This window comes from Nakamurella multipartita DSM 44233 (assembly GCF_000024365.1).
GTDB classification, from domain to species: Bacteria; Actinomycetota; Actinomycetes; order Mycobacteriales; family Nakamurellaceae; genus Nakamurella; species Nakamurella multipartita.
In genome coordinates, this window is the sequence record NC_013235.1 from 3,704,453 (window position 1) to 3,721,235 (window position 16,783).

Below are 16,783 nucleotides of genomic sequence, written 5' to 3' on the forward strand. Positions count from 1 at the left end.
TCTGATCACCGGTACCCCGCCCGCCCGCGGGCCAATCGTCGGCGAGGGGTGCGCCGCGTCTCACTGCCGCTGGGCCAGCGCCGCCCGGTAAATCCGCTCGTGCGCGGCCGCGATGTCCCGTCGCTGCGCGCGCCGGTCCGGCCGGGGCGGCCGGGCCACCGACGGATCGCGCCGCACCCGCGCCAGGACGGCCGCGAACGGCCCGGCGTCGACCCCGTCGGCGGTCCGGGCAAAGGACGGATGGCCGTGCTGCTGCGCGTAGTAGCCGATGTCGGGCACCAGGACCGCGGTGCCGACGTCGACGCAGGCCTCCAGCCACCCGGAGTGGGTGCCGAACCCGTAGGGCAGCACCGACAGGTCCAGCTCGTGCAGGTGGTCGAGCAGTTGCTCGTCGGTGTACCGCGGGTGGGTGCGGATCTGCCAGCCCGGCTCCGTCCGCCGGGCGTCCAACCAGCGCAGCAGGGCGCGCGCCCGGTCGTCGGTCCGCTCCCGGATGCCCGGGTGCAGGTCGACCCGGACGGTGGTGCCCGGCAGGCCCGGCCGGGCGGCGTCCAGGGCCTGTAGCACCGGCAGCGGGTCGACGTTGGCCCGCAGATCGCGGACGCTGACCCCGATCACGAACTCGTCGGGTCGTTCCGACCGATCGGGGCGGTCCGGCGGGGTCCAGTCCAGCGGGGCGATGTGCGGGTGCCCAATCACCTCGGCGGGCCGTTGCCAGCGCCGCTCGATCTCGGCGGCCGCGCCCGGGGTCAGCGTGATGAGCCGGTCGGCCCGCGGGATCAGCACGTCCAGCAGGCGCCGGTGCTCGCGCTGGTCGGCGAAGTGCGGGTTGACCAGGTCGTGCACCGTCACCACCAGGGGCCGGCGACGGCGGGCCAGGTCGGCGCACCACTGCCGCAGGGTTGTCGGGTCGGTCGACTCGAAGCCGAAATGCACGTGCATGACGTCGAAGTCGTCGTGATGCCGGTCGACCCAGTCCCGGCCGAGCATGACCGGCGGCCACCACTGGCCGGGCAACGGGTCGGCCACCGGCGGGATCGGATCGGCCAGCCGCCGCACCCGGTGCGGCGGCTCCGGCGCGGCCAGGTTGCGCACGTAGGGATGGCCGGCCGGGATCGAGGCCACCCGCAGCGGCGATTGATCGATCATCGGTTCCGTCCGGTGCACATAGTGGGTCCAGTACCCACCGGCCGGGCGACTGCCTCGCCTAGAGCCGGTCGCGTTCGGCCCGGGCGTCCGGGATCAGAGGGGTGGCCAGGACGGGCGCCACCGCCGACGCGGCGAACGCCAGCGGGTAGCCCAGGACCGTGATCAGGACGCCGACGACCGGCCCCACCGCCGCGGCGGCCACGAACTGCCCGGTGTTCTGCACGCCCAGGGCCCGGCCGGCCCAGACCGGCCCGGCCACCTCGGCCACCGAGGTGAAGGCCAGACCGTTGTCGGCGACGGAGATGGTGGTGGCCACGACCAGCACCAGCGGCGCCAGGCTCCACTGGGTGGCCGCCGCCGCGGCCAGCGCGAGCATCGACGCGGCGGCGGCCAGCGAGATCCACCGCAGCGGCCGCACCCGGCTGCCGATCCGATCGCTGAGCACGCCGGCTCCGATGCGGCCGAGCGCGCCGACGAACTGCGCCGCGCCGATCACCAGCCCGGCCCCGATCGGATCCCAGCCCTGGCCCGCGATCAACCACAGCAGCCCGAACAACGCCAGGGTGTACTGCGGCACCACCAGCAGCACCGAGACCAGATGGATCCGCCACAGGAACCCCGAGCCGCGGTAGGGATTGGCGGTGGCCAGGGCCGGGGCCGACGCCGGCCGCGGCGGGTTCCGGATGCCGATCGCGCAGATCACCGCCAACGGGGCCACCGCGATCAACGGGACGGCCAGCGCGGCGTCGATCCCCGACTCGGCGGCGGTCGGCACGATGACCGCGGCCAGGGTGGTGCCCAGGGGCTGGGCGATCTGCCGGACCCCCATCGCCAGGCCGCGTCGATCCTTGGCGAACCAGCCCACCACGACGCGCCCGCTGGCCGCGTTCGTGCTGGCCGCGCCGACCCCGCCGAGCACGAAGAACAGGCCAAGGGCCACGTAACCGGTCGAGAACATGGCGCCGACCGTGGCCACCGCGGTCAGCGCGAGACCGCTGGCGATGACCAGGCGCTCGCCCCGACGATCGGCCAGCGCTCCCCAGGCGATCAACGAGAGCACCAGACCCACCAGCGGTGCGGAGGCCACCAGACCGGCCTGCGCCAGCGAGAGCGAGCGCTGCTCGTGCAACAGCGGGATGAGGAAGGCCGGGGTCGAGACGAAGACCGTGCCCGCGGTCTGCGCCGCGGTGCCCAGCGCCAGCATGGTCCACGCGCGCGCCGGGGACGCGGTCGCGGGCGTGGGACCCACTCCTCCAGTCGGCATGCCGCGATGGTATGCCATACTGGCATGGCACTGGGCCACGAAGGAGGGGCGATGAGCACCACGCAGACCGCCCGGCTGTACGAGCAGGTTCGGGAGGCGATCCTGAGCCTGGAGATCACCCCGGGCGAGCGGCTATCCGAGCGCGGGCTGGAGGCGCGGTTCGGCGCCTCCCGCACCCCGGCCCACGCCGCGCTGATGCGGTTGGAGGCCGACGGCCTGGTCCAGCGCGAGGGGCGGGGCTGGATGGTCTCGCCCATCGACATCGGCGAGATCGAGGCGGTCGCCGAGTTTCGGGAGACGATCGAGGTCGCGGCGGTGCGGCTGGCCGCCGAGCGTGCCACCGACGCCGATCTGGCCGGCCTGGACGAGCTGCTGCAGGCCGCCCGTCCGGTCCGCACCGAGGAGGACGGCGTGCGCTCCGGCGGCGACTTCCACGTCGAACTGGTCGCGCTGGCCGGCAACGCGTTCATGGTCGAGGCGGTGCGCGGCTGCCTGGTGCGGCTGGCCCGCACCCGCTGGCTGGAGGTGCGCACGCCACAGGCCCGCGAGGCGGCCTGGGCGCAGCACCACGCCATCGTCGCGGCGTTGCGAGCCCGGGACGCCGACCGCGCGGCCGAGCTGGTCCGCACCCACATCCGGTCGACCAATGCGCGGCTGGTCGAGCGCCTCACCGCCCAGGTCCAGCCGCTGCGGCTGCGCGGCCTGACCGTGGTCAGGGACGCCGATGCCGGCTGACCCCGCAGCGCCGGCGTCCCGACGGATCGCCGCCCGGTTGGCCGGCGTGCGCAGCTCGCCGGTGCGCGACCTGCTCGCGCTGGCCGACCGCCCCGAGATCATCTCCTTCGCCGGGGGCCTACCCGCGCCGGAACTGTTCGACCTCAACGGGTTTCGCGATGCCTTCGGCCAGGCCCTGGCGGCCGCGCCGGGCCCGGGGAACCTGCAGTACGCGGCCACCGAGGGCAATCCGCGGCTGCGGCAGCAGGTGGCCGACCGGCTGACCGGCCGCGGCGTACCGACCGGCGCGTCCGACGTGTTGATCACCAGCGGCTCGCAGCAGGCGCTGACCCTGATCACCACCGCCCTGCTGGATCCGGGTGGCGTCGTGGCCGTGGAGAGCCCCACCTACCTGGCCGCGCTCCAGGCGTTCCGGCTCGCCGACGCGCGGGTCGTGCCCGTGCCCGGCGACGACGACGGCCTGGATCCCGACGCGCTGCAGGCGACGATCCGCGAGCACCGGCCGACCCTGCTGTACCTGGTGCCGACCTTCGCCAACCCGACCGGCCGGACGATGAGCCGGGCCCGCCGGCAGGCCGTGGTCGACATCGCCGCCGCCCACGGCCTGTGGGTGATCGAGGACGACCCGTACGGCGAGCTGCGTTACGACGGGCCGGCGGTCCCCCTGATGGCCGGCCTGCCCGACGCGCGCGAATGCGTGCTGCATCTGGGTTCGTTCTCCAAGATCGGCGCCCCGGGCCTGCGCTTGGGCTGGGTGCGCGCGCCGCAGTCGCTGCGCCCGTCCCTGGTGGTGGCCAAGCAGGCCGCGGACCTGCACTCCTCGACGATCGATCAGGCCGCCGCGGCGATCTATCTGGATACCGGTGCCCTGGACGAGCACGTCACCGGCCTGCGCCGGGTCTACGGGCAACGCCGCGACGCGATGCTGGCCCGGCTGCCCAGCGCCCTGCCGGCCGGCGCAACCTGGACCCGACCGGCCGGCGGCATGTTCGTCTGGGTCACCCTGCCCGGCGGCCGGGACGCGGCCGCCGATCTGCCGGCCGCCCTGGACGGTGGGGTCGCCTTCGTCCCGGGTGCCGCGTTCTTCGCCGCCGACCCCGATCCCGCCACCCTGCGCCTGTCGTTCACCACCCACGCACCGGCGGTGATCGAGGAGGGTCTGGGCCGGCTGGCCGGCGTTCTGCGCAGCCGCTCCTGAGGGGCCGGGATTGGCGGTCCGGTCGCCGGGGAACCGGCTGCTGGTGCCCCACTCCCCCGACCACCGCGTCGCCCTGGGCTGGTTCGGGCCGCCCGAGCACGGCGTCACCGACATGGCGCGCCGGATCGCTGCGGCGGCCACCGATCTCGGATTCGCCGGGCCGGTGGTCGGCGAACTCGACGCGGCCCGGGTGGCCGAGCTGGTCGGCCGGTTGCCGGCGCCGGTGCGGCTGCTGCACCTGCACGTCAGTGACTGGCTGATCGCCGATGCGACGGCCGACCCGGACCGGGTGATCGACGGGCTGGCCGGCGCGGCCGCCGCCCGCGGGCTCGCGCTGTCGGTCACCCTGCACGACCTGCCCGGCCCCGGTGATCCGCCCGAGCTGGGCGCCCGGCGGGCGGCGACCTACCGGCGCCTGGTCGACGCCGCCGCCGGCGTCGCCGTCTGCAGCGAGCACGAACGGTCGCTGCTGCACGAGCGGGTGGCGCCGGGCCGGGCCGTCACGGTGATCCCCCTGCCCATCGACCCGCTCGCCACCCACCCGGCGCCACCGGCCGGCGGCGGTGACGGCGGCGAGCCGACGGTGGCGATCTTCGGGTTCCTGTACCCGGGCAAGGGCCACCGCGACGTGATCGAGGAGCTCGCCGAATTCGGCCCGCCGGTCACGGTGCTGGCCATCGGCCGGCCGTCGGCGCGGCACCCGGACCTGGTCGACGAGTTGGCCGAGGCGGCCCGGGCCCGCGGCCTCTCGTTCCGCTGTACCGGGTACGTGCCCGAGGAACAGGTGCTCGACCGGTTGCGGGCGCCGGTGATCCCGGTCGCCCCGCAGACGAACATCTCGGCCTCCGGCTCGATCAACTCGTGGCTGACGGCCGGCCGGCGACCGCTGGTCCGGGCCGGGCGCTACGCCGCCGAGCTGGGCCGCCGGCTACCGGGATCGGTGCAGCTGTACCCGCCGGGGGCGTTGGCGGACGCGGTGCGTCGTGCGCAGGCGGAGCCGGCCACCACCTGGCTGCCGGCCGGCCTCGAACTGGGGCCGACGACCCCGACGGTGGCCCGCCGCTACCTGGACTGGCTCACCGGCCTGGCCGGGCGTGCTCACCGGCCGGCCGGCGGGTCCGGGACCGGCCCGGGATCCGTCGCGTAGTCCGGCAGTTCGATCACCATGCCCGCGCTGGTCCAGGTCGGCGCCGCGCCGAAGGCCCGGAACAGGCCGAGCACCCGCCGGTTCTCCGAGTCGACGGCCGTGACGATGCGTCGGGCCGGCCGGGGTCGATGCTCCGCCAGCAGCTGACCGAGGACCTGACCGAGCCCGGCCCCCTGGTAATCGTCGGCGACGACCATGCCGACGTCCAGGATGTCCGGGTCGTCCGGGTACCGCAGGATGCGGCCGACACCGACCAGCTGCTCGGCCCCGTCGACGGTGTCGAAGGCGGCGAAGGCGACGTGGTCGACCCCGTCCACCGAATCGATCAGATGGCGCAGGGCCGCGGCGCTGAGGGTCTGCGGGGCCGAGCCGAACCGCAGTTGCTTGGACCGGGCCGACAGGTGCCCGAAGGCCGCCGCCAGGGCGGCGCTGTCACCGGCCCGGACCGGCCGGATCTGCACCTGGCGGCCGTCCCGCAGGGTCAGCGGTGCGCCGTCCCGGTCGGTCATCCGGTCGACCACGCGCGGACCGTCCCTTCCTCGGAGCGGCCGGCGGCAACGCCGGCCCCTCCTACAGAATGGACCAGGCCGGCCCGGCGGTGCTCAGGCGGCGACCAACGCGCGCGGGGCGACCTCGCGCAGGTGGGTCAGGATCAGCCGGGCGACCGTGTCCGGCGCGTCCGAGATCGGCACGTGGTTCAGGCCGGCCAGCCAGACCAGCCGGGCCCCGGGGATGAGCAGCTGGTAGCGCGAGATCTGCTGTGTCATCAGCGGATCGGCGGTGCCCTGGAGCAGCAGGGTGGGGGCGGTGATGCTGTCCAGCCGGGTCGGCCAGTCGAACATGGAGGCCCAGTTGGTGCTCTCGTAGGCGGGCGCGCCGGCGTAGCCGGTCAGCAGCTCGCGGGCGTCGGCCGGCGCCAGCTGCCAGGGCAGGCTGCGGCTGCCGGCGAAGAACACCGAGCGGCCGGCCGGGGTCATGCTCAGCAACCCGGCAGCGGGGGCCAGCGTCATCGCCGCCCCGCGGCCGGCGACCAGCGCGACGAACCCCAGGACCCGCTCCAGCGGGGTGCCCAGGCCGTCGGGAGCGATCGCGACGACGGAGCGCACGCGGCTGGACTCGGCCAGCTGGATCGCCACCCGGGCGCCCAGGGAGTAGCCGGCCACGTGGTACTCGTCGATGCCCAGCTGATCCAGCGTGGCGGTCACCGCGTCGGCCAGGTTTGCCGCCGTCGGCAGCACGGTCCACGGCAGCGCCGGCGATCCGCCGAAACCGGGCAGGTCGATCGCGATTACGTCGTACTCGGCGGCCAGGGCGGCCATCACCGGACGCCAGCCGACCGAGGACTCGCCCAGGCCGTGCAGCAGCACCAGCGGCTCTCCGGCGCCGCTGCGGTGCACCTGCAGCTCGCCGGGCGCCACCGGATCGGTGGGGTCGACGGGGGTGCTGGGGATCGCGGTGATGCTCATGTGGGCCTTCCGGTTGGTTCCGCAGACCGCCGGCCACCGGTGACCGGGGCGGTGCGGGCGGGAGCCCACCTGGCGGTGAAACACGAACGATGCGCAGCATTCACCGGCGGACGCAGTCAGGTCCTCGGTCGAATCGCGGCATTCGATGAGGACGGCAGTGACCTCGCTACGGTTCACGCTAACGCCTGCGACCACCCGCGCGATGCCGATCCGGGTGTGAGATGACTCCGCTCACGGGCCGTTTGACCTGGTGAACGCCGGGAACCGCCGGCAGGGCGTAGCGTCGGGTCCCTGATGAGAGTCGCGATGCTGGCCCCGGTGGCCTGGCGTACCCCGCCCCTGCACTACGGGCCCTGGGAGCTGGTGAGCAGTCTGCTGACCGAGGGACTGGTCGCCGCCGGGGTCCCGGTCACGCTGTTCGCCACCCTGGACTCGGTGACCACGGCCGAGCTGGACGGGGTGTGCCCGCACGGGTACGCCCAGGATCCGGACATGGACGGCCGGATCTGGGAGGCCTTGCACGTCGCCCACGCGCTGGGGCGCTCCGGCGAGTTCGACCTGGTGCACAACCAGCTGGACTGGCTGCCGCTAGCCTTCGACCGGCACTGCCGGGCCCCGATGGTCACCACCATCCACGGCTTCTCCGGGGCGGCCATCCTGCCGGCCTACCGCCGGTCCAGCTCGGCGTTCGTGGCGATCTCGGCGGCCGATCGCGCGCCGGAGCTGGACTACATCGCCACCGTGCATCACGGCATCGACCTGGACGCGCTGCCGCTGCGGTCCACGGCCGGGCCGGAGCTGGTCGCGTTCGGCCGGATCCACCCGGACAAGGGCACCGCGCAGGCCATCGCGATCGCCCGGGCCGCCGGCCGGCGGCTGATCATCTGCGGGATCGTCCAGGACGAGGCGTATTTCGCCGAGCAAGTACAGCCGCACCTCGACGGCGACCAGGTGCGCTACCTGGGCTCGATCGGTCCCGAGCAACGGGCGCAGGTGCTCGGCGGGGCGGCCGTGCTGCTGCACCCGATCGGGTTCGACGAGCCGTTCGGCCTGTCCGTGGTGGAGGCCATGGCCTGCGGCACCCCGGTGGTCGCCTACCGCCGCGGGTCCATGGCCGAGGTGGTCGACGAGGGCGTCACCGGCTATCTCGCGCACGACGTGCCCTCCGCGGTCGCCGCGGTGACCGCGGCGACCCGGCTGGACCGGGACCGGGTCGGGGCCCGGGCCCGGGAACGGTTCGGCGTGGCCCGGATGGTGCAGGACTACCTGCGGGTGTACGAGCAGATCCTCGCCCGCCGCTGACGGTCCGGATCTGATGCCAAAGAATGGTTCTCGCCGTCAGAGCGCGGAGATGACCCCACCGTCAAGGAGTTCGTCGAGCAGCTCGTCCAGATCGAGCCAGGCGACGCCGATCCGCGCGTCGTCGATGCCGAACGGTACCCACAGCCGGCCGTCGTGCCGGACCGGGCCGCAGGAGTAGACCACGTTGGGCACGTACCCGTCCCGCTCGCCGTCAATCGGCTCCAGCAGGGGGTGGCGCAGCGAGCCGATCACCCGGGACGGGTCGTCCAGGTCGAGCAGGATGGCGCCGATCGCGTAGGTGCGCATCGGACCCACCCCGTGGGTGAGCACCAGCCAGCCGCGCTCGGTCTCGACCGGCGGGCCGCAGTTGCCCACCTGCACCACTTCCCAGGCCCGGCTCGGCCCGTACAGCAGGGTCGGCTCGGACCAGCGGAATCCGTCCGTGGAGTAGGCCAGGCTGATGTTCTCGCCGTCGGTGCGGCACAACGCCAGGTGCCGCCCGCCGACCAGCCGCGGGAACAGGGCCATGCCCTTGTTCCGGGCGGCCGACCCAGCCAGCCGGTAGGCGTTGAACTCGCGCAGATCCGAGCTGATCAGCAGCCGCGGGGCGATCTGGTGGCCGTCGTAGGCGGTGTAGGTCGCCCGGTACTCCACCACCCCGTCCGGGTCGACGAAGCGGGTGAACCGCGCGTCCTCCAGTCCGTTGCTCTCCTCGGCCGCATTGGGCTGCAGGATCCGTTGGGCCAGCGCAGTGTCGGCGTCGAACTCGACCCGGTAGGCCGAGGACACCACCCGGCGGACCAGGTCGATGGTGGCCGGTCCACCTAGGCGGGCCAGCAGGTCGCCGGGGGCATGGGCCAGCACCCGCTCCAGATCGACGACGTCGAACAGGTCGGGCAGCTCGTGCAGCAGGGTCGCGCCCAGGGTGTCCACGACGCCGTGGTCGGCCAGCACCGCGGCCAACTGGCTGTTGCGCCACTGGGCCGGCGAGCTGCGGCCGGTGACCAGCGGTCGTTCCCGGTCCTGGAACTCCCACTGCGCACCGGGCCCGATGACGGCGGTGCCGAAGGCGATCGCGGAGATGTGTCCCTCCCCGATGGCCCGCAGGCTCACCGCCACCCGCAGCTGCCCGTCCAACAGGCCGGACTGATCGGGGTGCGGCACGGCGCTCGGGTTGCACAGCGCGGCGGACTCGGTGGCGTACTCGGCGGTGACGCTGGCCCCCAGCACCAGCATGCGCGCCGCCGAGACCGGGGTGTCCCCGATCCGGGAGGCGATGATCACGGCGTGCCCGTCCAGGATGGCCGGCAGGTCACGGTGCCGCGCGGAGAAGTCCCGCAGCACCTGCTCGGCCAGCACCTGCACGTCCGCCTCGGGAAGGGCCAGCACCCGGTCGGCGATGCCCCCGACCCGCGAGCGTTCGTGCTGGGTCTGCTCGCCGGGCAGGAACAGGCGGGCCACCACCCGCGCCGGATCCGGCTCGAGCCGGACGGACAGCCGATGCGCGAGAACCTGTTTCACCGGAGCTCGGCGGCCTGCCGCGCCAGCTGCGCGGTCGCCAGCAGGGCCAGAGTCGATTCCGCGCCCTGGTTCTCGTTGCGACCGGCCGGTTCCAGGCCGTCGTACCCGGCCCCGGTGGCCGGGTCGTACATGACCGTCGCGGCATCGTTGTCGCCCAGGAACCAGCGTTGGGCCAGTTCGACCCCGGTGAGCCACGCCGGATCTCCGGTCACCCGGTGGGCCGTCGCGCAGGCCTGCGCGATGGCGGCGATCTCGATCGGCTGCTGGTCGAACCCGCCGCCGACCTCGCCCGGACCGCGACCGGCCACCGGGGTCACCGACAGCCGGCCGTCCTGCACCTCGGTGCGCATCAGGAACGTCAGCAGCTCCAGGCCGCGGGCCAGCACGTCGTCGTCGGGCAGCACGGCCCCGGCGACCAGCAGGGCCTCGGCCAGGGTGGCGTTCGCGTAGGTCAGCCGCGGTTCGGGCCACACCCATCCGGGTGCCGCCGGCTGCCGGCCGAGGGTGTGCGCGAGGTGCTCGAGCAGGGCCCGGGCGGCCGGCTCGGCCGGCCGGACCCGCAGCAGCTCGGCCGCGCCGAGCGCGGCGAACGCCGACGCGCGGTGATCCGGGGACCGCCGCTGGGCGGCGATCCGGAACCCGGCCAAGGCGCGGGCTCGCCGGCCCGCGGTGGGCGACGACGCGGCCGCCACGCCCAGGCTCCACAGGGCCCGGCCCCACCAGTCACCCAGTCCGGCGTCGTCGGCCCACCGCCCCTGCGGGTCCATCCGGTTGTGGCAGGCCCCGTCGGGACTCAGCGCGGACAGCACGAACGCGAGGTAGCCCTCGTGCAGGCGCTGCACCACCGGTCCGGGATGCGGTTCCTGGCTGGTGACGACCAGGGCCCGGGCCACGTCGTCGACGCAGTAGCCGTGCTCGACCCGCGGCGTGGCCAGCCGCGCGTGCTCGAACAGGCCACGCTCGTCGGTCAGTGCTTCCAGGTGGTCGAAGACCGGCCGGATCCGGTCGGCCGGAACCACCGGGGCCGTCGGGCCGGCGTCCACCGGCCTCACGCGGCCACCACGCCGGCCTGGGCGATCAGCCGTTCGGCCAGGAAGCGGTACTGCTTGGCCACCGCGGACCACCGCAGGTCGGGCGCCGCGGCCGCGGCCGCCCGGGACATGCTCGCGGCCAGCTCCGGGCTGGTGATCACCCGGCGCAGACCCTCGGCGATGGAGACCGGGTCGCGGTGCGGGACCACGATGCCGGCGCCCCCCGAGAGCAGCTCGACGGCGTGCGGGAAGCGGGTCGCCACCACGGGTTTGCCGGCGGCGACCGCTTCGATGAGCACCCCGGAGGTGACCTGTTCGGTCGAGTCGTAGGGCAGCAGCACCACGTCGGCGGCGGCGACCAGGGACGCCAGGGTGGGCGTGTCCAGGTACCGGCCCTCCAGGTGCACCGACCCGGTCAGCGACCGGCGTTCGATCCGCCGCTGCAGGCCCTCGCGGTACTGCTCGCCCTGGTGCAGCAGCACCTTCGGGTGGGTCTGCCCGGCGACCACGTAGTGGATCGACGGGCGCAGGTCCTTGAGGTGGGCCATTGCCTCGATGCCCCACTCGATGCCCTTGCCGGGGCCGAGCAGGCCCCAGGTCAGCACGGTCGGCGTGTCGGTCTCGGTGTCGGTACCTGCGGTGCCGATCGTCGGGGTCGCGGCCGGCACGGGCACCGGGAAGGTCGACTCGGGCGCGCCGTGGGCGATCACGCCGACCTTGGCCGGGTCGACCCGGTAGCCGGTCAGCAGCCGGCGGTGCGCGGTCTCGGACATGGTGACGACGGCGCCGGCGGCGGCCAGCACACCGTCCAGCACGATCCGCTGGTGGGCGGTCGGCTCGGTCAGCACGGTGTGCAGCACGACGATGGTGGGCACGGTCAGGCCGGCCAGCAGGGCGAGGACCTCGTCGCCGTCCGGTCCGCCGTAGATGCCGAACTCGTGCTGGACGATGACCACGTCGCACCGGTTCAGACGGTCGATCGAGCGGGCTGCGGTCCGCGGGTCACCGGCGACAATGTCGACACCGCCGACACCGCCGACACCGTCGCCGACGGCCTCGCGACCGCGGTGCGCGGCCGGCGCGCTCTCCAGCAGCCGGGCGATCCGGGACTCGGCCGTGCCGCCGGCCGTCAGGGCGCCGGACAACGAAGCGGTGAAGGTAGCCAGACCGCACTGGGTCGGCGGATAGGTGCTGATGAAACCGAAGCGCATGGGCATGAATAGAACGCCTTCCCGTACGACCGCCGGGTCAGAGGTGACGGCCAGCGGTCTTCACGCGATGATCAGGACCGCCGGCAGCGTGGAAGCCAGGCAATCGGGGACACGGCGATCGGACTGCCGCGGGCCGCAGTTCCGGCCGCCGCCCACGTCGAAAGGGTCTCGATCCAGGCGAACACACGCCACGGACTGGCGCTTCGATCACCAGTCTACAGGCGCTCGGCCCCGCCCCCGCGCGTCGCGAGTCCCGGCCGCGCTACCGTGGCGGGCTTTGGCACGATGACGGCATGACTATCATCAAGATCAATGCGATCACCGTGCCCGCGGACAGCGGCGACGAACTGGCCCGGCGCTTCGCCGCCCGGGCCGGCGCGGTGGACAACCAGGACGGCTTCGAGGGCTTCGAACTGTTGCAGCCGACCGATGAGCGGACCACCTGGCTGGTGCTGACCCGCTGGCGGGACGAGGAGTCCTTCCAGGCCTGGCTGAACTCCCCCGCGTTCGGGCACGGGCATCGCTCGGCCGCGGAGCGCTCGGGGGGCGCGGCGCCGCAGCCGGTCGCGGTGCACAGCGAGCTCTGGTCCTATCAGGTCGCCGACCTGGCCACCGGGGCGGTCTGACGGCGGATCGGCCCGGCCGGTCCGGCAGACTGTGACACCGTGAACAGGATCGCGCTGCAGGAGTCCACCGCGCCGGGCGTGGCGCCGCACACCTTGGTCGACATCGCCCACCGCGCCGCCTTCGACTCGATCGGCCTGAAGGTCACCCACTCGGCCGGGGCCGACGCCTGGTGGCACAAGGGCGCCGGCTCGGCCGAGCTCGTCTCCGTGGTGGAACACCTGCTGGCCAACCGGGTCTCGGTGCTCGACGTGGGCCGGGTCGAGCTCGGCGGGCCGCCAAACGACGAGTCGTACCGCAAGGTGCTCGACCTGGCCTCCCGGCTGGGCGCCCGGTACGTGACCGCCAGCCCGGTGCCGGTCGCCGAGCAGGTCAGCTCCCCCACCGAGGAGTTCGCCCGGCTGGTCCGCGACTGCGAGGACTACCTGCTGGTGCCGTTGCTGCTGCCGGCGCCGGCCAGCAGCGTGCCGACCGACGCGCAGGCGTTGCGGATCGTCCGGGAGGTCGGCGGGGCGGTGATCGTCACCGCCACCACCGACCGGTCCGCGTTCGAGATCGAGGCGCAGGTGCTGGAGGCCGGCAACCAGCTCGGCTACGTGCGCCTGCTCGCCGAACAGCTCGACGCGACCACCGAGGAGCAGTCGGCCGGCTTGTTGGCCACGGTGCCGGTGCACGTGCCGATCGCCGTCGGATCCGCGGCGCCGGCCGAGCGGCACGATCTGGAGACCCGGGCGCACCGGTGGAGCGTGCTGGTGGACCGGATGCTGGAGCATCCGCTGGCCCGGGACCGGCGCCTGTCGCTCGGCCTGGAAGGTGCCCGCGACTGAACCGGCGGTCGATCGCGGTCGGGGTCAGCCGTAGGCCTGGATGGCCAGGTGGACGGCCAGGCCCAGCCCGGCGGCGCCGATCAGGTAGCGCAGCAGCGTGACCGGCGCCCACCGGACCACCTTGGGCCCCAGCCAGGCGCCGATCAGGCAACCGATGCTCATCGGCACCACCGCCGCCCAGTCGACCGGGGCCAGGAAAATGAAGATCAGCGCGGCGATTCCGTTCGCGCAGCCCAGCACCGTGTTCTTCAGGGCGTTCGCCCGGGGCAGCGTGTCGTGCGTGGTGTGCAGCAGCATGGCGAGCAGCAGCACGCCGGCGGCCGCCCCGAAGTAGCCGCCGTAGATGCAGATCACGGCCATCCCGAGCGCCTCGACCAAGCGCGTGCGAGGGGTGGCGGACCCGGCGATGTGCCCCTCCGGCGGCGGGCGTCGCGGCACCAGGATGGTCAGCGAGGCGAACCCGATCAGCGCGGGCACGATCTTCTCGAACCCCTCCGCCGGGGTGGACAGCAGCAAGGCCGCGCCGATGACGCCGCCGAGCACGGCCATCGGGGCCAGCCGGCGGATCCGGGGCCCCTGCCCGACCAGTTCGGGCCGGGAGCTGAGTACCGAGCCGATCCCGGTGAACACCAGGGCCACCGTGTTGGTGACGTTGGCGCTGACCGGCGACAGGCCGACGGCCAGCAGCGCCGGGTAGGTGGCCAGCGAGGCCAGGCCGGCGATGGTGCCGAACAGCCCGCCGGCGATACCGGCCACCAGCAGCAGGGCGAACTCGACGACCGTCACCGGCTGATCGTCGCAGACCCCGGCCTCGGGTCAGCGGTCAGGCGCTGGTCACCCGGTACACGTCGTACACGCCGTCCACGTTCTTGACCGCGTGCACCAGGTGCCCCAGGTGCGTCGGGTCGGCCATCTCGAAGGAGAACCGGGAGATGGCCATCCCGTCCTTGGACATCGACAGGTTGGCCGACAGGATGTTGACCTTGAGGTCGGCCAGGGTCTTGGTGATGTCCGAGAGCAGCCGGGCCCGGTCCAGCGCCTCGACCTGGATGGTCACCAGGAACACCGTGGCCGAGCTGGGGTCCCAGCTGACCTCGACCAGCCGGGCCTGTTCCTTCTGCAGCGCCGAGGCGTTGGTGCAGTCGATCCGGTGGACCGAGACCGCCCCGCCCTTGGTGATGAAGCCGAGGATCTCATCGCCCGGCACCGGGGTGCAGCAGCGGGCGAGCTTGACCTGGATGTCGGAGATGCCCTTGACCAGCACCCCGCCGTCGCCGGTGGCGCGGTGCCGGCGCCGGGTGACCGACGGCACCGAGCGGTCGGTGACCTCGTCGACCGCGTCCTCCTCGCCGCCGACGTAGGAGACCACCTTGGCCACCAACGTGGAGGCGGCGACGTGGTTCTCCCCCACCGCGGCGTACAGGCTGGCGATGTCCTTGTAGCCGAGCTCGTGCCCGACGACGGCCAGCGCGTCATGGGTGACCAGCCGCTGCACCGGCAGGCCGGCCCGGCGGGCCGCCTTGGCCAGGGCTTCCTTGCCGAGTTCGACCGCCTCCTCGCGGCGGGACTTGGCGAAGTACTGCCGGATCTTGCTCTTGGCCCGGGACGAGGCGACGAACGAGAGCCAGTCCCGGCTCGGGCCCTGGTTGGGCGCCTTGGAGGTGAAGATCTCCACGAACTGCCCGTTGGACAGCCGCCGCTCCAGCGGAACCAGCCGGCCGTCCACCTTGGCGCCGATACATCGGTGCCCGACCTCGGTGTGCACCGAGTAGGCGAAGTCGACCGGCGTCGAACCGACCGGCAGCGTGTGGATGTCGCCCTTGGGGGTGAAGACGAAGATCTCGCTGTGCGCCATCTCGTAGCGCAGGTTGTCCAGGAACTCGCCGGCGTCGCCGGTCTCCCGCTGCCAGTCCAGCAGCTGCCGCATCCAGGCCATCTCGTCGACGGTCGCGCTGGCCCCGGCGTGGGTGCCCCGGGTCTCCTTGTAGCGCCAGTGCGCGGCGATGCCGTACTCGGCGGTGTGGTGCATGTCGAAGGTGCGGATCTGCACTTCCAGCGGCTTGCCCTCGGGCCCGATCACCGTGGTGTGCAGCGACTGGTACACCCCGTACCGGGGCTGGGCGATGTAGTCCTTGAACCGGCCCGGCATCGGCGCCCACAGCGCGTGCACCACGCCCATCGCCGCGTAACACTCGCGCACGCTGCCGACCAGGATGCGGACCGCGACCAGGTCGTGGATCTCGTCGAACTCGCGGCCGCGGGCCTTCATCTTCTGGTAGATCGAGTAGTAGTGCTTGCCCCGGCCGACCACCTGGCCGGGGATCTTCGCGGCGGTGAGCTCGGCCTCCAACTGCTGGGTGACCGCCGCCAGGTAGGTGTCCCGGGACGGGGCCCGGTCGGCCACCAGCCGCACGATCTCGTCGTAGCGCTTGGAATGCAGGATGGAGAACGCCAGGTCCTCCAGCTCCCACTTGATGGTCGCCATGCCCAGCCGGTGGGCCAGCGGCGCCAGCACCTCCAGGGTCTCGCGGGCCTTGCGGGCCTGCTTGTCCGGCGGCAGGAACCGCATGGTGCGCATGTTGTGCAGCCGGTCGGCCAGCTTGACCACCAGCACCCGCGGGTCCTCGGCCATCGCGATGATCATCTTGCGGATGGTCTCGGCCTCGGTCGCGTCGCCGAAGCGGACCTTGTCCAGCTTGGTGACCCCGTCGACCAGGTGCGCGACCTCGTCGCCGAAGTCGGCGGTGACCTTCTCCAGGGTGTATTCGGTGTCCTCCACCGTGTCGTGCAGCAGGGCGGCGACCAGCGTGGTGGTGTCCATGCCCAGGTCGGCCAGGATGGTGGCGACCGCCAGCGGGTGGGTGATGTACGGGTCCCCGGAGCGGCGGAACTGGCCGGCGTGGGCCTGCTCGGCGACCTCGTAGGCCCGCTGCAACTCCTTCAGGTCGGCCTTGGGATGCAGGCTGCGGTGCACCGCGAACAGCGGCTCAAGCACGGTGCGGGTGGGCGACGCGGTCGGCCGCTGCCCGCTCATCCGGCGGGCGATGCGGGCCCGGACCCGTCGGGTGGCCGAAGGAATCGGTACCTCGGGGGCGAGATCGGCCTCGGCCGGCACGGTGCCGACGACGGCGGCGCCGGCCGGCGGGCGGGCCGGCGTGAGCGGCTCGGTCAGGGTGGCCAGGGGGCGGGCGGCGGCCTCACCGGTGGCGCCGGTGTGCGCAGATCCGGCGTCGGGCACCCCGGTGCTCGGGACGACGGCCTGCGTCGTGCGGCTGTCGGCGTCCGGACTCATGGCACCCCCCTTGCGG

15 protein-coding genes are annotated in these 16,783 nt (G+C 73.5%); 6 read left to right on the forward strand and 9 right to left on the reverse strand.

Translation table 11 applies throughout. The annotated features are described in order from the left end of the window. Positions 1–60 precede the first annotated feature (60 nt). Both NAMU_RS16640 and NAMU_RS16645 read right to left on the reverse strand, forming a co-directional pair. Complete coding sequence (locus NAMU_RS16640; RefSeq protein ID WP_015748560.1) at positions 61–1,149, reverse strand: glycosyltransferase; 1,089 nt, start codon at positions 1,147–1,149, stop codon at positions 61–63. Between the two features lie 58 nt (positions 1,150–1,207). After that, positions 1,208–2,413 (reverse strand): MFS transporter, encoded by a 1,206-nt coding sequence (locus NAMU_RS16645; protein ID WP_083785866.1) that lies wholly within the window; start codon positions 2,411–2,413, stop codon positions 1,208–1,210. 51 nt (positions 2,414–2,464) lie between these two features. On the opposite strand from NAMU_RS16645, the gene NAMU_RS16650 reads away from it, so the two are divergent. The 3 genes from NAMU_RS16650 to NAMU_RS16660 are packed head-to-tail and all read left to right on the forward strand — an operon-like array spanning position 2,465 to position 5,493. Beyond that, a complete protein-coding gene (locus tag NAMU_RS16650; RefSeq protein WP_015748562.1) occupies positions 2,465–3,148 on the forward strand; it encodes a GntR family transcriptional regulator in 684 nt (227 codons plus the stop codon). Beyond that, positions 3,138–4,346 (forward strand): aminotransferase-like domain-containing protein, encoded by a 1,209-nt coding sequence (locus tag NAMU_RS16655; protein WP_015748563.1) that lies wholly within the window; start codon positions 3,138–3,140, stop codon positions 4,344–4,346. The genes NAMU_RS16650 and NAMU_RS16655 overlap by 11 nt, the downstream gene beginning before the upstream one ends. A gap of 43 nt (positions 4,347–4,389) precedes the next feature. Continuing rightward, on the forward strand, positions 4,390–5,493 hold the full coding sequence (locus NAMU_RS16660; RefSeq protein WP_138180277.1) for a glycosyltransferase family protein: 1,104 nt from the start codon (positions 4,390–4,392) through the stop codon (positions 5,491–5,493). Here NAMU_RS16660 and NAMU_RS16665 read toward each other — a convergent pair. Both NAMU_RS16665 and NAMU_RS16670 read right to left on the reverse strand, forming a co-directional pair. After that, on the reverse strand, positions 5,445–6,014 hold the full coding sequence (locus NAMU_RS16665) for a GNAT family N-acetyltransferase (RefSeq protein WP_041369065.1): 570 nt from the start codon (positions 6,012–6,014) through the stop codon (positions 5,445–5,447). The two genes, NAMU_RS16660 and NAMU_RS16665, sit on opposite strands and share 49 nt — an antisense overlap. Before the next feature lie 81 nt (positions 6,015–6,095). Continuing rightward, positions 6,096–6,959 carry an alpha/beta fold hydrolase gene (locus NAMU_RS16670; protein ID WP_015748566.1) on the reverse strand — a complete coding sequence of 288 codons (864 nt, stop codon included), beginning with the start codon at positions 6,957–6,959 and terminating at the stop codon, positions 6,096–6,098. Between the two features lie 294 nt (positions 6,960–7,253). On the opposite strand from NAMU_RS16670, the gene NAMU_RS16675 reads away from it, so the two are divergent. Beyond that, positions 7,254–8,261, forward strand: a complete 1,008-nt coding sequence (locus NAMU_RS16675; RefSeq protein ID WP_041369067.1) for a glycosyltransferase family 4 protein — start codon at positions 7,254–7,256, stop codon at positions 8,259–8,261. 36 nt (positions 8,262–8,297) lie between these two features. Here the strand turns inward: NAMU_RS16675 and NAMU_RS16680 are convergent, their stop codons facing one another. From NAMU_RS16680 to NAMU_RS16690, 3 genes are read right to left on the reverse strand one after another with little or no spacing between them, the layout of a single operon-like run. Beyond that, on the reverse strand, positions 8,298–9,782 hold the full coding sequence (locus NAMU_RS16680; protein ID WP_015748568.1) for a glycoside hydrolase family 130 protein: 1,485 nt from the start codon (positions 9,780–9,782) through the stop codon (positions 8,298–8,300). Next, positions 9,779–10,834: a hypothetical protein gene (locus NAMU_RS16685; protein WP_015748569.1), complete on the reverse strand. Its 1,056-nt coding sequence runs from the start codon at positions 10,832–10,834 to the stop codon at positions 9,779–9,781. Before NAMU_RS16685 ends, NAMU_RS16680 begins: the two co-directional genes overlap by 4 nt. Next, entirely contained in the window at positions 10,831–12,030 is a 1,200-nt protein-coding gene (locus NAMU_RS16690; RefSeq protein ID WP_015748570.1) for a glycosyltransferase, read from the reverse strand. The genes NAMU_RS16685 and NAMU_RS16690 overlap by 4 nt, the downstream gene beginning before the upstream one ends. Before the next feature lie 287 nt (positions 12,031–12,317). Between NAMU_RS16690 and NAMU_RS16695 the strand changes: the two genes are divergently transcribed. Then, positions 12,318–12,650, forward strand: coding sequence for an antibiotic biosynthesis monooxygenase family protein (locus tag NAMU_RS16695; protein ID WP_015748571.1), 333 nt, complete (start codon positions 12,318–12,320; stop codon positions 12,648–12,650). A gap of 39 nt (positions 12,651–12,689) precedes the next feature. Continuing rightward, on the forward strand, positions 12,690–13,475 hold the full coding sequence (locus NAMU_RS16700; protein WP_015748572.1) for a hypothetical protein: 786 nt from the start codon (positions 12,690–12,692) through the stop codon (positions 13,473–13,475). Between the two features lie 24 nt (positions 13,476–13,499). Here NAMU_RS16700 and NAMU_RS16705 read toward each other — a convergent pair whose 3' ends face one another. Both NAMU_RS16705 and NAMU_RS16710 read right to left on the reverse strand, forming a co-directional pair. Further along, entirely contained in the window at positions 13,500–14,261 is a 762-nt protein-coding gene (locus tag NAMU_RS16705; RefSeq protein ID WP_015748573.1) for a sulfite exporter TauE/SafE family protein, read from the reverse strand. Positions 14,262–14,298: 37 nt separating this feature from the next. Then, entirely contained in the window at positions 14,299–16,656 is a 2,358-nt protein-coding gene (locus NAMU_RS16710) for a RelA/SpoT family protein (RefSeq protein ID WP_407669249.1), read from the reverse strand. Positions 16,657–16,783: the final 127 nt, after the last annotated feature.